Origin of the sequence: Micromonospora lacuserhaii (assembly GCF_036902735.1) — a bacterium.
In the GTDB taxonomy this organism is placed as follows: Bacteria; Actinomycetota; Actinomycetes; order Mycobacteriales; family Micromonosporaceae; genus Micromonospora.
The window spans coordinates 83,851-97,385 of the sequence record NZ_JBAKHO010000019.1; the positions used below are offsets into that span (position 1 = coordinate 83,851).

12 protein-coding genes are annotated in these 13,535 nt (G+C 73.1%); 4 read left to right on the forward strand and 8 right to left on the reverse strand.

Annotated features, from left to right (window positions below; translation table 11 throughout):
* Positions 1–94: 94 nt before the first annotated feature.
* The 4 genes from pflA to ppdK all read right to left on the reverse strand — a co-directional run bounded on the left by pflA (position 95) and on the right by ppdK (position 6,444).
* Positions 95–865 (reverse strand): pyruvate formate-lyase-activating protein, encoded by a 771-nt coding sequence (gene pflA, locus V6U81_RS15355; RefSeq protein WP_334489793.1) that lies wholly within the window; start codon positions 863–865, stop codon positions 95–97.
* Positions 862–3,105, reverse strand: a complete 2,244-nt coding sequence (gene pflB / locus V6U81_RS15360) for a formate C-acetyltransferase (protein WP_420884031.1) — start codon at positions 3,103–3,105, stop codon at positions 862–864. Before pflB ends, pflA begins: the two co-directional genes overlap by 4 nt.
* Before the next feature lie 202 nt (positions 3,106–3,307).
* Complete coding sequence (locus V6U81_RS15365; protein WP_334489798.1) at positions 3,308–3,775, reverse strand: hypothetical protein; 468 nt, start codon at positions 3,773–3,775, stop codon at positions 3,308–3,310.
* An 11-nt stretch (positions 3,776–3,786) separates the two neighbouring features.
* On the reverse strand, positions 3,787–6,444 hold the full coding sequence (ppdK, locus tag V6U81_RS15370) for a pyruvate, phosphate dikinase (protein ID WP_334489800.1): 2,658 nt from the start codon (positions 6,442–6,444) through the stop codon (positions 3,787–3,789).
* 145 nt (positions 6,445–6,589) lie between these two features.
* Between ppdK and V6U81_RS15375 the strand changes: the two genes are divergently transcribed.
* The 3 genes from V6U81_RS15375 (at position 6,590) to V6U81_RS15385 (ending at position 9,188) form a co-directional block, all read left to right on the forward strand.
* Entirely contained in the window at positions 6,590–7,093 is a 504-nt protein-coding gene (locus V6U81_RS15375) for a GNAT family N-acetyltransferase (RefSeq protein ID WP_334489802.1), read from the forward strand.
* 9 nt (positions 7,094–7,102) lie between these two features.
* On the forward strand, positions 7,103–7,729 hold the full coding sequence (locus V6U81_RS15380; protein ID WP_334489806.1) for a hypothetical protein: 627 nt from the start codon (positions 7,103–7,105) through the stop codon (positions 7,727–7,729).
* A 133-nt stretch (positions 7,730–7,862) separates the two neighbouring features.
* Positions 7,863–9,188 carry a hemolysin family protein gene (locus tag V6U81_RS15385; protein ID WP_334489808.1) on the forward strand — a complete coding sequence of 442 codons (1,326 nt, stop codon included), beginning with the start codon at positions 7,863–7,865 and terminating at the stop codon, positions 9,186–9,188.
* Between the two features lie 23 nt (positions 9,189–9,211).
* On the opposite strand, the gene V6U81_RS15390 is transcribed toward V6U81_RS15385, so the two are convergent.
* From V6U81_RS15390 to V6U81_RS15405, 4 genes are all read right to left on the reverse strand, one after another.
* Complete coding sequence (locus V6U81_RS15390) at positions 9,212–9,523, reverse strand: PRC-barrel domain containing protein (RefSeq protein ID WP_334489810.1); 312 nt, start codon at positions 9,521–9,523, stop codon at positions 9,212–9,214.
* Positions 9,510–9,890 carry a hypothetical protein gene (locus tag V6U81_RS15395; RefSeq protein WP_334489813.1) on the reverse strand — a complete coding sequence of 127 codons (381 nt, stop codon included), beginning with the start codon at positions 9,888–9,890 and terminating at the stop codon, positions 9,510–9,512. The genes V6U81_RS15390 and V6U81_RS15395 overlap by 14 nt, the downstream gene beginning before the upstream one ends.
* Positions 9,887–11,113 (reverse strand): NRAMP family divalent metal transporter, encoded by a 1,227-nt coding sequence (locus tag V6U81_RS15400; protein ID WP_334489815.1) that lies wholly within the window; start codon positions 11,111–11,113, stop codon positions 9,887–9,889. Before V6U81_RS15400 ends, V6U81_RS15395 begins: the two co-directional genes overlap by 4 nt.
* A 117-nt stretch (positions 11,114–11,230) precedes the next feature.
* Positions 11,231–11,620: a PaaI family thioesterase gene (locus tag V6U81_RS15405; RefSeq protein ID WP_334489817.1), complete on the reverse strand. Its 390-nt coding sequence runs from the start codon at positions 11,618–11,620 to the stop codon at positions 11,231–11,233.
* Between the two features lie 92 nt (positions 11,621–11,712).
* Here V6U81_RS15405 and tyrS point away from each other — a divergent pair, with 92 nt between their 5' ends.
* Positions 11,713–13,002, forward strand: coding sequence for a tyrosine--tRNA ligase (gene tyrS / locus V6U81_RS15410; protein ID WP_420884030.1), 1,290 nt, complete (start codon positions 11,713–11,715; stop codon positions 13,000–13,002).
* Positions 13,003–13,535 lie beyond the last annotated feature (533 nt).

The window sequence follows — 13,535 nt, forward strand, 5'->3', positions numbered from 1 at the left end:
TACCGATCCTGCGCGCCGGCGCCCGGCGGCGGGCCGTGGCCGGGCGTAGGTCCACCGGCCGGGTGAACACGACCGGTCGGGCCGGGTGGCGCCGTCAGTACACGCTTAGCCCCCGCTCGGCGAACTGGCCGCGCACCCGGGACAGCAGCTCCGGGGTGGGCGGTGCAGTGTCCGCGAGCGGGAAGGTCAGGCCCAGCTCGGCGTACTTGTGCGCGCCGAGCCGGTGGAACGGCAGCACCTCGACGCGCCGCACAGTGGCCAGTCCGGCGGCGTAGTCGGCGATCCCCGCGACGTTGGCCACCGCGTCGGTCAGCCCGGGCACCAGCACGAACCGGATCCAGATCGGCGTGCCGCGCTCGGCGAGCCGGCGGCCGAACCGCACCGTCGGCGCGACTGCGCCGGTGCGGGTAACCCGGCGGTACGTCGCCGGGTCCCACGACTTGACGTCCAGCAGCACCAGGTCGGTGGCGTCGAGCAGGGCGTCGTCGGCGCGGTCGCCGAGGAAGCCGGAGGTGTCCAGCGCGGTGTGCAGCCCGAGGTCGCGGCTGCGGCGCAGCACCTCGCCGGTGAACCGGGGTTGCAGCAGCGGCTCCCCACCGCTGACCGTCACCCCGCCGCCGGCGACCTCGATGAACCGCCGGTACTTCGCCACCTCGGCCATCAGCTCGTCCACCGTGCGGTGCCGGCCGCTGCGCCGGTACCAGGTGTCCGGGCTGTGGCAGTACCGGCAGCGCAGCGGGCAGCCGGCGAGGAACGCGACGAACCGGGTGCCCGGACCGTCCACCCCGACCGACAGGTCGAAGGAGTGGACGGCCCCGGTCACCTCGTGGCCGGCGGTGGCGGCGGAGAACTCCCGGGCGTTCACAGCGACCCGTGGAAGGTCCTGGACACCACGTCCTGCTGCTGCTCCCGCGTGAGCCGGACGAAGTTCACCGCGTACCCGGAGACCCGCACCGTCAGCTGCGGATAGCGCTCCGGGTGGGCCATCGCGTCTACCAGGGTGGCCCGGTCCAGCACGTTGACGTTGAGGTGGAACCCGCCGGCGTCGGTGTACCCGTCGAGCACCCCGGCCAGGTTGTCGATCCGCTCCTGCCGGGTTCCCCCCAGCCCGTCCGGGGTGACCGTGCCGGTCAGCGAGATGCCGTCCCGGGCGGCCGCGTACGGCAGCTTCGCCACCGACAGGGCCGCCGCGACCAGGCCGTGGGTGTCCCGGCCGTTCATCGGGTTCGCGCCCGGCGCGAAGGGCTCGCCGGCCCGCCGGCCGTCCGGGGTGTTGCCGGTGTGCCGGCCGTAGACGACGTTGGAGGTGATGGTGAGCACCGACATGGTCAGCTCGGCGTTGCGGTAGGTGCGCTGCCGGCGCAGCTTCTCGGCGAACGTCTGCACCAGCCACACGGCGATCTCGTCGGCCCGGTCGTCGTTGTTGCCGTACGTCGGTGGCTCCCCCTCGACCAGGTAGTCGACCGCGAGGCCGGTGGCGTCGCGCAGCACCTTGACCGTGCCGTAGCGGATCGCGGCGAGGCTGTCGACGGCCACCGAGAGCCCGGCGATGCCGGTGGCCATGAACCGGCGCACCGGGTGGTCGTGCAGCGCCATCTCCAGCCGCTCGTACGCGTACCGGTCGTGCTGGTGGTGGATCACGTTCAGCGCGTCCACGTACGTCGCGGCCAGCCAGTCCAGCGTCCGGTCGTACGCGGCGAGCACCTCGGCGTGGTCCAGGATCTCCCCGCCGACCGGTGGGGTGGCCGGGGCGACCTGCTCGCCGGTGAGCTCGTCCCGGCCGCCGTTGATCGCGTACAGCAGCGCCTTGGCCAGGTTGGCCCGGGCGCCGAAGAACTGCATGTCCCGGCCGACCCGCATCGCCGACACGCAGCAGGCGATCGCGGTGTCGTCGTCGTACGCCGGGCGGATCAGGTCGTCGTTCTCGTACTGGATGGCGCTGGTGTCCAGGGAGACCTGCGCGCAGAACCGCTTGAACCCGGCGGGCAGCCCCGGCGACCAGAGCACCGTCAGGTTCGGCTCCGGGGCGGGACCGAGGTTGTAGAGGGTCTGCAGGTAGCGGAAGCTGGTCCGGGTGACCAGCGGCCGGCCGTCCGCGCCCATCCCGCCGAGCGTCTCGGTGACCCAGGTCGGGTCGCCGGAGAAGAGCTGGTCGTACTCGGGGGTGCGGAGGAACCGGACGATGCGCAGCTTGATCACGAAGTCGTCGACCAGCTCCTGGGCGGTCATCTCGGTCAGCCGGCCCTCGGTCAGGTCCCGGCGCAGGTAGACGTCGACGAAGTTCGCGGTCCGGCCCAGCGACATCGCCGCGCCGTTCTGCTCCTTCACCGCGGCCAGGTAGCCGAAGTAGAGCCACTGGATCGCCTCCCGCCCGGTGGTGGCCGGGGCGGAGATGTCGTACCCGTAGGCGGCCGCCATCTGCGTCAGCTCGCCCAGCGCGCGGATCTGCTCGGCAAGCTCCTCCCGGTCGCGGATGACCTCGTCGGTGGAGGGCCGGTCGTCCAGCGCCGCCTTGAGCGCCCGCCGCTCGGCGACCAGGCGGTCCACGCCGTAGAGCGCGACCCGCCGGTAGTCGCCGATGATCCGGCCCCGCCCGTACGCGTCGGGCAGCCCGGTGATGACGTGCGAGCGGCGCGCCTTCAGCACTGCCGACGGGTACGCGTCGAAGACCGCGTCGTTGTGCGTCTTCCGGTAGCTGGTGAAGATCCGGTGCACGGTCGGGTCGGGGTCGAACCCGTACGCCTTCAGCGCGGTCTCCACCATCCGCAGCCCGCCGGCCGGCATGATCGCCCGCCGCAGTGGCGCGTCGGTCTGCAGGCCGACGATCAGCTCCTTGTCCCGGTCGATGTAGCCGGGCGCGTGCGCGGTGATGGTCGACGGGGTGGCCGCGTCGACGTCGTACACGCCGCGGCGGCGCTCCTCGACGAAGAGTTTCCGCAGCGCCCCCCAGACCTCCAGGGTCCGGCAGGTCGGCCCGGTGAGGAAGGCGGCGTCCCCGGTGTACGGCTCGTGGTTGTCCCGGACGAAGGCGGCGACGTCGACGGTCTCCCGCCACGTCGCGCCGGTGAAGCCGCGCCACGGGTCGAGGCGTGCGGTGCCGGTCATGGTCTGTCCCTCCGGGTCGAGTGCGGTGACGACGGTCGCGCGCATCGGGCGCCTCCCAGGTCCGCTTCCCACTTCCACGACCAGCCTCGCCCGGCCGGTTTCGGCCGGGCAGAGGCGCAGGACCGAGCCCGCGCGGGACCAAAGTCCCCCCGCCGGGTGGAGCTGCCACCCGGCGGGGGTGCGCACCGCGCCGGCGGGCCGGTCAGCGTTCGACCACCAGGCGGCGGGCCCGCAGCAGCCGGGCCCACCAGGGGCGGCGCCGGGCCGGGCGCAGCGCGGGCGCGGGGGAGCCCTTCAGGCTGACCCAGCCGCCCGGGCCCATGGTCACCGCGCCGATCGCCGCCGGGCGGCGGCGGGCCACCACCGCCACCCCGGCGGTGAGCAGCGCGACGGCGAGCGCGCCGGCCGCCGCGGCGAGGACCTGGTCCGGGTCGGTCACCGACCGGTAGCGGACCTGGCCGCCGGCCAGCACGAACGCGCCGACGGCGCGACCGTCGCGGGTCACCGGGACCAGCGCGGCCGGCGGCGTGCCGGGCAGTTCCAGCACCGGCCCCACCGGTCCGGCGGGGGCCGGGGGTACGGCCGGCGCGGGGGTGGCGGCCGGTTCCGGGACGCGCCGCACGGGCGGACCCAGCGGGGCCGGCCCGGTCGGGTTGAGGATCGCGGTCATGGCGCTGCCTCCTATCGGCTGTCGGACGTGCCGGTGGGCCGCACGGCGGCCCGTCCCGCGGCCAGCCGGGCGATCGGCACCCGGTACGGCGAGCAGGAAACGTAGTCGAGTCCGGCGTCGGCGAAGAACGCCACCGAGTCGGGGTCGCCGCCGTGCTCGCCGCAGACCCCGATGGTCAGCTCCGGGCGGGCGGCCCGACCCTCGGCCACGGCGAGGCGGACCAGCCGCCCGACGCCTTTGGCGTCGATGCTCTCGAAGGGCGAGACGGCGAAGATCCCCCGCTCCAGGTACCCGCCGAAGAACGAACCCTCCACGTCGTCGCGGGAGAACGCCCAGGTGGTCTGGGTGAGGTCGTTGGTGCCGAACGAGAAGAAGTGCGCCTCGGTGGCGATCTCCCCGGCGGTCAGCGCCGCCCGCGGCACCTCGATCATCGTGCCGATCGGGATCTGCGGCGCGCCCGGCACCTCGGCCAGCACCCGCTCCGCCTCGATCCGCACCGCGGTCAGCTCCTTCACGTCGCCGACCAGCGGAACCATGATCTCCGGGCGGGGGTCGCCGCCGGCGCGGACCCGCTGCGCCGCCGCCTCGGCGACCGCCCGCACCTGCATGGCGAACAGTCCGGGGACGACCAGCCCGAGCCGGACGCCGCGCAGGCCGAGCATCGGATTCGCCTCGTGCATCCGGCGTACCGCCACCAGCAGCCGCCCGTCGCGGCCCGGGTCCTCGCCGAGCGCGTCGGCGCGGGCCACCCGCGCGGTCAGCTCGTGCAGCGGGGGCAGGAACTCGTGCAGCGGCGGGTCGATCAGCCGGATGGTCACCGGAAGGCCGTCCATCGCGGCCAGGATCTCGGTGAAGTCGGCTCGCTGCAGGGGGAGCAGCGCGTCCAGTGCGGCCGTAACCTCGGCCGGCTCCTCGGCGAGGATCAGCCGCTCCACCAGTTCCCGGCGCGTACCGAGGAACATGTGCTCGGTGCGGCACAGGCCGATGCCGGCGGCGCCGAGCGCCCGGGCCCGGCGGGCGTCCGCGGCGGTGTCCGCGTTGGCCCGGACGCCGAGCCGGCGCACCGCGTCCGCGTGGCCGAGCAGCCGGTGCACCGCGGCCACCAGCGGGTCGGCCTGCGGCGTCAGCTCACCGGCCAGGTAGCGGGCGACGGAGGAGGGCTGCACCGGCACCTCGCCGGGGTAGACCCGGCCGGTGGTCCCGTCGATGGAGATCACCTCGCCGGCCCGGACCACCCGGTCGCCCACGGTGAACTCGCCGCGTTCCGGGTCGATCCGCAGCGCGTCGGCGCCGCAGACGCAGGTCCGGCCCATGCCGCGGGCCACCACGGCGGCGTGCGAGGTCTTGCCGCCCCGGGAGGTGAGCACCCCCGCCGCGGCGATCATGCCGGGCAGGTCGTCCGGGTTGGTCTCCCGGCGGACCAGGATCACCGGCCCGTCGGTGGCCGCCGCGGCGGCGGAGTCGAAGACCACCCGCCCGACCGCGGCCCCCGGGGAGGCGCCCACCCCGACCGTGAGCGGCGCCGGGGCCTCCGACAGGTCGAAGGCCGGAAACATCAGCTGGGCGAGCTGCGCCCCGGTGACCCGGTGCAGCGCCTCGTCCAGGGTGATCAGGCCCTCGTCGACCAGCTGCGCGGCGATCACGAACGCGGCGGCGGCCGTCCGCTTGCCGACCCGGGTCTGCAACATCCAGAGGGCGCCCCGCTCGATGGTGAACTCGATGTCGCACAGGTCGCGGTAGTGCCGCTCCAGCGTCGCCATGATCTCCGTCAGCCGGCGGAAGCTGACCGGGTCGAGCCGTTCCAGCTCGGGCAGCCCGACGGTGTTGCGGATGCCGGCGACCACGTCCTCGCCCTGGGCGTCGGCGAGGTAGTCGCCGTACACGCCGGGGGCGCCGGTGGCCGGGTCGCGGGTGAACGCCACCCCGGTGCCCGAGTCGGGGCCCAGGTTGCCGAAGACCATCGCCATCACGTTGACCGCGGTGCCCAGGTCGTCCGGGATGTGCTCCTGCCGGCGGTAGATCCGGGCCCGCTCCGCGTTCCACGACTCGAACACCGACCGGATCGCCAGGTAGAGCTGCTCGTGCGGGGCCTGCGGGAAGTCGTGCCCGACGTGCGTGGCGAAGACCTTCTTGTACGTCTCGACCAGCCCGCGCAGCTGCTCGGCGGTCGGCCCGGCTGGCCCGGCCGAGCCGCGCAGCGCCTCCAGTTCCCGCTCGAACTCCTCCGCCGGCACCCCGTGCACGGTCCGGCCGAACATCTGGATGAGCCGCCGGTACGAGTCCCAGGCGAAGCGCTCGTCGCCGCTGCGCGCGGCCAGCCCGCCGACGGTGGTGTCGTTCAGCCCGATGTCGAGGATCGTCTCCATCATCCCGGGCATCGAGTAGCGCCCGCCGGAGCGGACCGCCAGCAGCAGCGGGTCATTCGGGTCGCCCAGCCACCGGTCCAGCCGCGCCTCCATCTCCCGCAGGTGCGCGTTCACCTCGTCGAAGAGCCCGGCCGGCACCGACCCGGTGGCCAGGTACGCCCGGCAGGCGTCGGTGCTGACGGTGAAGCCCGGCGGCACCGGCAGACCCAGCCGGGTCATCTCGCTCAGGTTCGCCCCCTTGCCGCCCAGCAGGTCGGCCCTGCCCCGGTCACCCTCGATGAAGTCGTAGACGTACTTGGCCATGGCCCCGGCCTCCAGTTCCGTTACCGCACGGACCTCTCCATCAGTTGGTACCAATGCGTCGGGGCGCTCCGGCAGGGCCGGACGGTACGGTCACCGGGCCAGAGGTCCCGCCCGGCGTTCGCGGGAGATTGGTATCCTCCGGCGGGTGACCGACGACCTGCGGCTGCACCCGGTGCGAGACGACCACCTGCCGGTGTTCTTCGCGCACGAGCAGGACCCGGAGGCCACCTGGATGGCCGCGTTCGGCCCGGAGAACCCGGCCGACCGGGACGCCTTCGACGCCTTCTGGCGGCGGATCCGCACGGACGCCCGGATCGTCTGCCGGACGGCGGTGGTCGGCGACGAGGTGGTCGGGCACGTGCTCGCCTTCCCGGTCGAGGAGCGCACCGAGGTCAGCTATTGGATCGACCCGGCGCGCTGGGGTCGGGGCCACGCCACCGCCGCGCTGGCCGCGCTGCTGCGCGAGCTGCCGCAGCGCCCGGTGCACGCCCGCGCGGCGAAGGACAACCGCGCCTCCCTCGCGGTGCTGCGCAAGTGCGGTTTCGTCGTGGTCGGCGAGGACGCCGGGTACGCCAACGGCCGTGGCGCCGAGGTGCCGGAGTGGGTGCTGGAGCTGCCCGGCGACGACCGTGAGCTGGGCGACCACTAGTCTCGCGGGGTGAACTGGCTGGAACTCGTCGGCTGGGCCGGCTCCGCGCTGCTGGTCTGGTCCCTGCTGCAGACGCGCATCCTGCGGCTGCGCGCACTCAACCTGCTCGGCTGCCTGATCCTGATCGGCTACAACGCGGCGGTGCACGTCTGGCCGATGGTGGGCCTGAACGTGGTGCTCACCGTGATCAATGTGTGGTATCTGCGGAAGATGCTGGCGACCCGGCACGACGAGCAGACGTACCAGGCGGTCGAGGTGGGCGTCGACGACCAGTTCCTGGCGCACACGCTGCGGGTGCACGCCGCCGACATCGCCCGGTTCAACCCCGACTTCCGCTGGGAGTCGCACGGCGCGGCGCGCTCGGCGTTCGTGGTGGTCAGCGCGGACGAGGTGGTGGGCGTGGTGCTCTCGCACGCCGAGGCCGGCGGGATCGCCCAGATCGACCTGGACTACGTCACGCCGAAGTTCCGGGACTTCACCCCGGGGGAGTTCGTCTACCGGCGCAGCAGCCTCTTCACCGACCGCGGTTTCCGTCGGGTGGTCAGCCCGCCCGGCATGGTCGCGCCGTACTACCACCGGCTCGGCTTCCGCGCGGAGGGCGACGCGTACGTGCTCGACCTGCCGGAGCGGGCCTGACGCGACCGGTCCCGCCGGGAAGGATTCGCCGTCGTCCCGGCGGGGCACACTGGGGCCTACGTCGGCCGGGTCCACCGTCCGGCGGCGCCGGCCGTGGCGGCCGGCGCGTGTCGCGTGAGGGAGAGAACCGGGCGTGCAGAGCTACTGGAGCCAACTGGCCCTGGTCGGAGTCCTGGTGGTCCTCAACGCGATCTTCGCGGGCAGCGAGATGGCCCTGGTCTCGCTGCGGGACAGCCAGCTGCAACGACTGGAGCGGACCAGCCGCGCCGGCCGGGTGCTGGCCCGGCTGGCGAAGGACCCGAACCGGTTCCTCGCCACCATCCAGATCGGCATCACCCTGGCCGGCTTCCTGGCCTCCGCGGCCGCCGCGGTCTCGCTGGCCAAGCCGCTGGTGCCGCTCTTCGGTTTCCTCGGCGGCGGCGCCGAGACCGGCGCGATCGTGGTGGTCACCCTCGCGCTGACCTTCGTCACCCTGGTCTTCGGCGAGCTGGCCCCGAAACGGATCGCGATGCAGTCCGCGGAGCGCTGGGCGCTGCTGGTGGCCCGCCCGCTCGACCTGCTGGCCACCTTCACCCGACCGGCCGTCTGGGCCCTCGGCGCCACCAGCGACGTGGTGGTCCGCCTGTGCGGGCTGAACCCGAAGCACGAGCCCGAGGAGATCGGCCCGGACGAGCTGCGGGACATCGTCGCCGGCAACCACGGCTTCACCAAGGAGCAGCGGACCATCATCGCCGGCGCGGTGGAGATCGCCGACCGGCAGCTCAAGGCGGTGCTCGTACCCCGGTTGCAGGTCTTCACGCTCGACAGCGGGACGACCGCGGAGGCGGCCCGGCTGGTGCTGTCCGCCACCGGCCACTCCCGGGCGCCGGTGGTCCGGCACGGCGGTCTGGACGACGCGGTCGGCGTTATCCACCTGCGCGACCTGGTCGGCGTCCCGGACGACCGGCCGGTCGACGAGTGCGCCCGACCGCCGATGCTGCTGCCCGACTCGCTGCCCGTGGTGGACGCGCTGCGCCAGTTCAAGGCCGAACGCCAGCACATCGCCCTGGTGGTGGACGAGCGCGGCGCCGTCGACGGGATCGTCACCCTGGAGGACATCCTCGAGGAGATCGTCGGTGAGATCTACGACGAGACCGACCGGGACGGCCGCGCGGTCCGGACCGAGGCGGACGGTGCGCTGCTGCTGCCCGGCACCTTCCCGGTGCACGACCTGTCGGACATCGGGGTCGCCGTGCCGGGCCGACCGACCGGCGACTACACGACCGTCGCCGGGATGGTGCTGACCTGCCTGGGCCACATCCCCACCGTCGCGGGGGAGAGCGTCACCATCGACGGCTGGGAGCTGGAGGTGGCCGACATCGACCACCGGGCCATCACCCAGGTACGGGTGCGCGAGGCGGCGGGGGAGACCGACGCCGCGGCCGACGACGAGCCGGTGCTGGACGAGGCGCGTAGCTGACCGGCGCGGCCGCCGTGCCCCCGTCAGCCGCCCGGCCTGCCGAAGGGGAACTCCGGCACCGGGGGGAGCAGCTGCACCTGGTCGGCAGGGAGCTGGCGGGTGTCCCGGCTGAGCGCCCGGGCCGCCACCCGGATCACCCACGGGCCCGCCGGGTGCCGTTCGGGGCCGATCAGCCGTCCCCACATCCGGCTCCACCAGTGGCGGGTGACGACCACGTCGGTCAACCGCAGCCGGCCGTCCGGGTGCCCGCCGCGCACCACCACGTCGACCACCCGGCCCAGCCGCCGGCCGTGCAGGTCGTACGCGGTGCGTCCGAGCAGCTCACCCGCTCGCACGGTGGGCCCCCGGGATCCGGTCGATCAGGTGCCGGCGCAGCCACGCCTCCGCCGGTTGCGGGGGCAGTTCGCCGGCGGTCGGGCGCAGCCGCACCGCGCTGTCGACCCGGTCCACGTCGGCGATCGGGATGCGCAACGGCCCGGCCGGCGGGTCGTCGGTGAATCGGTCGGCGACGGCCATCAGGATTCGGCCCACCCGGCCGCCGATCCGCTGCCCGAGCGCCCGCTGCCCGCTGAGCAGGTACGCCACGTACGGGAAGCCGTCGGCGTCCACGGCGAACTCCACGTCGTCGACCTTGCCGACCAGCCGACCGGTGGCGTCGACGATCTGCCGGTCGAGCAGCTGCCGGCCGAGCTGGATCCTCATCGCCCCATCCCCGTTCCGACCGCGAGCGGGATCGCGGCCACCGACGCGGCCACGATGACCAGGAGGAAGACCGTGCCGAGCAGGTTCGCCAGCGGACCGTTGACCCGGTCACCCAGGTACGTCCGGTCGTTCGCCACGATCAGGATCGGCAGGTACGTCAGCGGCAGCGCCACCGCGCTGATGATCAGCATGTACTCGGTCAACAGGATCGGGTCGATCGTGGTGAACAGCAGCAGCATCCCGGCCAGCACGCTGAGCAGCAGCACGGTGTGGAACCGGGCGGCCTCGCGCGGGCTGACCCGCTTGCCCCACTGCCAGCCGAAGTACTGCGCGGCCGCGTACGCCGCGGAGAGCCCGGTCTCCAGCGCGGCGCCGAAGGTGACCGCGAAGAACGCCAGGGCGGCCACCGCCAGCCCCACCCCGCCGAACGCGAGCACCGCCGGCTTCGCCACCTCGTCCAGCGTCGACAGCGACACGCCCGTCGGGTGGAAGACCACGGCCGCCGTGGCGACCAGGGACAGCGCGAGGAACCCGCCGACGGGGAAGCCGATCAGCACGTTCGACCGCTCGTCGGCCAGGTCGGCGGCGCTCCACTTCTCCTCCACGCCGCCGGAGGAGAAGAAGAACACCTCGTACGGGCTGACCGTGGAGGCGAAGAGCGCCACCGCCACGAACCAGTAGGCGCCCCAGCCCTGCCCCGCGGCGGTCGGGTGCCACGCGCCCCGGCCCAGCGCGCCCCAGTCGGTGGGCAGCCAGAACAGCGCGAGCGCGAAGACCAACAGGGCCAGCCCGGCCAGCCCGAACACCCGCTCCATCAACTGGAAGCGCATCCGCCACAGCACCAGCCAGACCGCGAAGGCGGCCACCGGCACCCAGAGCAGGTAGCTGACCCGGGAGGCGAGCTGGAGGGCGAGCGCGACTCCGCCCAGCTCCGCGGCGAGGGTCAGCACCGTGACCAGGTAGGAGGCGACCAGGTTGACCAGCGCGACGCGCGGGCCGAGCCGCTCCCGGACCAGGTCGAAGACCGCCCGGCCGCTCACCGCCGCGATCCGGCCGGCCATTTCCGCGTACGCGCAGATCCCGACCACGCCGACCACCAGCACCCAGGCGTGTCCCATGCCGAACCGCGCGCCGGCCTGGCTCGCCGCCACCAGGTCGCCGATGTCGACGAAGCCCCCGATCGCCGAGAGGATGCCGAGCGTGGCGGCGAGGAGCTTCCTCACCTGGGGTGCGCGTCGGCCGGTGTCATCGACGCGACGATATCCGCCTCAGACGGTGCTTTTCCGGCAAACCAGCCGGGCCGCCGCCGGCCCGGCCAGCGGCCGTTCCGGCGTCCCCGGTCAGGCGGGGGTGAGGTTCTGCAGGCGCACCTGGCCGCGGGAGACCAACCGCCCGTCGGAGTCGGTGATCTCCACCTGCCAGAGCTGCTGGCTGCGCCCCCGGTGCACCGGCGTGCCGACCGCGGTCAGCTCCCCGTCGCGCACCGCGCGGAAGAAGTCCGTCTGGTTGGACACGCCGACCACCGTGCCGCGGTCACCGAACCACAGCGACCCGCCCACGCTCGCCGCCGTCTCCACCACCGCGCAGTACACCCCGCCGTGCTGGATGCCGAACGGCTGGTGCAGCTCGGGACCTACCTCCCAGCGGATGACCACCCGGTCACCGCTGACCTCGTCCAGCTTCAGCCCGAGCAGGGCGACCAGGCCACCCGTCAGGTCCGGCGTCTCCACGTCCGCTCCTCCTCGCCTCGCGAGCCGTCAGCCTAGTCGCCCCGCCGTCGGCAAACCCGGTACGGCCCAGGGGCCGCGATGGGGGACAATCAGTGACCGTGACCGACAGCAACCTCCCGCCGGGGCGGGACTCCCTGACCGAAGACCTGCGGTGGCGGGGCCTGATCCAGGACTCCACCGGCCTCGACGAGCTGCGCGAGCTGCTCGACGGCGGGACCGCCACCTTCTACGTGGGCTTCGACCCGACCGCCCCCAGCCTGCACGTCGGCAACCTCATGCAGGTCGTGATGGCCCGCCGGTTCCAGCTCGCCGGGCACCGGCCGCTGCTGCTGGTCGGCGGCGCGACCGGGCAGATCGGCGACCCGAAGGAGAGCGCCGAGCGGACCCTCAACCCGCCCGAGGTCATCGCCGGCTGGGTCCAGCGGATCCACGACCAGCTCGCGCCCTTCGTCTCGTACACCGGGGAGAACGCCGCGCGGCTGGTCAACAACCTGGACTGGACCGGCGAGATGTCGGTGGTCGAGTTCCTCCGCGACGTCGGCAAGCACTTCCCGGTGAACAAGATGCTGGCCCGCGAGGTGGTCAAGGCCCGGCTGGAGACCGGCATCAGCTTCACCGAGTTCAGTTACCAGCTCCTCCAGGCCAACGACTTCTTCGAGCTGCACCGCAGGTACGGCTGCCAGCTCCAGTACGGCGGCTCCGACCAGTGGGGCAACATCACCGCCGGCGTCGACTACGTCCGCCGCCGGGGCGCCGGCCCGGTGCAGGCCTTCACCACCCCGCTGGTGACCAAGTCGGACGGCACCAAGTTCGGCAAGAGCGAGACCGGCGCGGTCTGGCTCGACCCGGAGATGACCAGCCCGTACGCCTTCTACCAGTTCTGGCTCAACGCCGACGACCGGGACGTCACCCGCTACCTGCGCTACTTCAGCTTCCGCACCCGGGAGGAGTTGGAGGAGCTGGAGAAGGCGACGGCAGAGCGCCCGCAGGCGCGGCTGGCCCAGCGGGCCCTCGCCGAGGAGCTGACCACCCTGGTGCACGGCGAGCGGGAGATGGCCCAGGCGGTCGCCGCGAGTCAGGCCCTCTTCGGGCGGGGGGCGCTCGACGAGCTGACGCCCGAGACGCTGCGCGCGGCGTTGACGGAGGCCGGGCTGGTCCACCTCACCGAACTGCCGGACGTGGCCGGACTGCTCAAGGAGTCGGGATTGGTGCCGAGCATGAAGGAGGCCCGCAGGGTGATCGCGGAGGGCGGCGCCTACGTGAACAACAACCGGGTCACCGAGGCGGACGCGGTCGTCTCTTCCGAGGATCTGCTACACGGCCGGTACCTGGTGCTGCGCCGCGGCAAGCGTTCGTTCGCGGGCGTTGAGCTGGGCGGATAGCCGTACGCACCGATGTGACGCGGGACGCCCCCGGGGAATTTGACGATCAACTCGCCGGGGGCGTAACTTTCTCTCTGTCAGCGCGGAACGGACGAAACGGGCGAGAGCCTGGGAGGCCGGAGCGCAGGACGGAACGTCCGGAGTCGAGGGGCCTGCTCCTCGGACTGCGGGCCCGGGTGGTGCCCCGGATCGACCAGGGGGTCGATTTGGCGAGGCGGAACCGACCGGGTAGTGTTCAACGCCGGCAGGGAACCGGGCGAGCGTGCGGGAGACCGCACCGGCCGGCCTGGCGGAAACCACGAGGGGAAGCGGCGGAAGCCAATTCTAATTGTGGTGCCCGGAAATGGGTTTGAAGCGGGTCGGATCGCGACAGAGCGGTTTGACACGGGGAAAATCGCCGGGTAACGTAGGAAAAGTGCCCGGCGCGAGAGCGGCGGGTTGAACGAAATGCCCCGGACGGGGGTCCTACAGTGTAGGGCTTTCGGATGGTGTGTGGTTGTTCTTTGAGAACTCAACAGGGTGCTTGATAAGCC

Bases quoted from the DNA above. Each gene is read 5' to 3' on its own strand.
- pflB (WP_420884031.1), bottom strand. From the start codon at position 3,105: ATGACCGGCACCGCACGCCTCGACCCGTGGCGCGGCTTCACCGGCGCG.
- V6U81_RS15365 (WP_334489798.1), bottom strand. From the start codon at position 3,775: ATGACCGCGATCCTCAACCCGACCGGGCCGGCCCCGCTGGGTCCGCCC.
- ppdK (WP_334489800.1), bottom strand. From the start codon at position 6,444: ATGGCCAAGTACGTCTACGACTTCATCGAGGGTGACCGGGGCAGGGCC.
- V6U81_RS15395 (WP_334489813.1), bottom strand. From the start codon at position 9,890: ATGAGGATCCAGCTCGGCCGGCAGCTGCTCGACCGGCAGATCGTCGAC.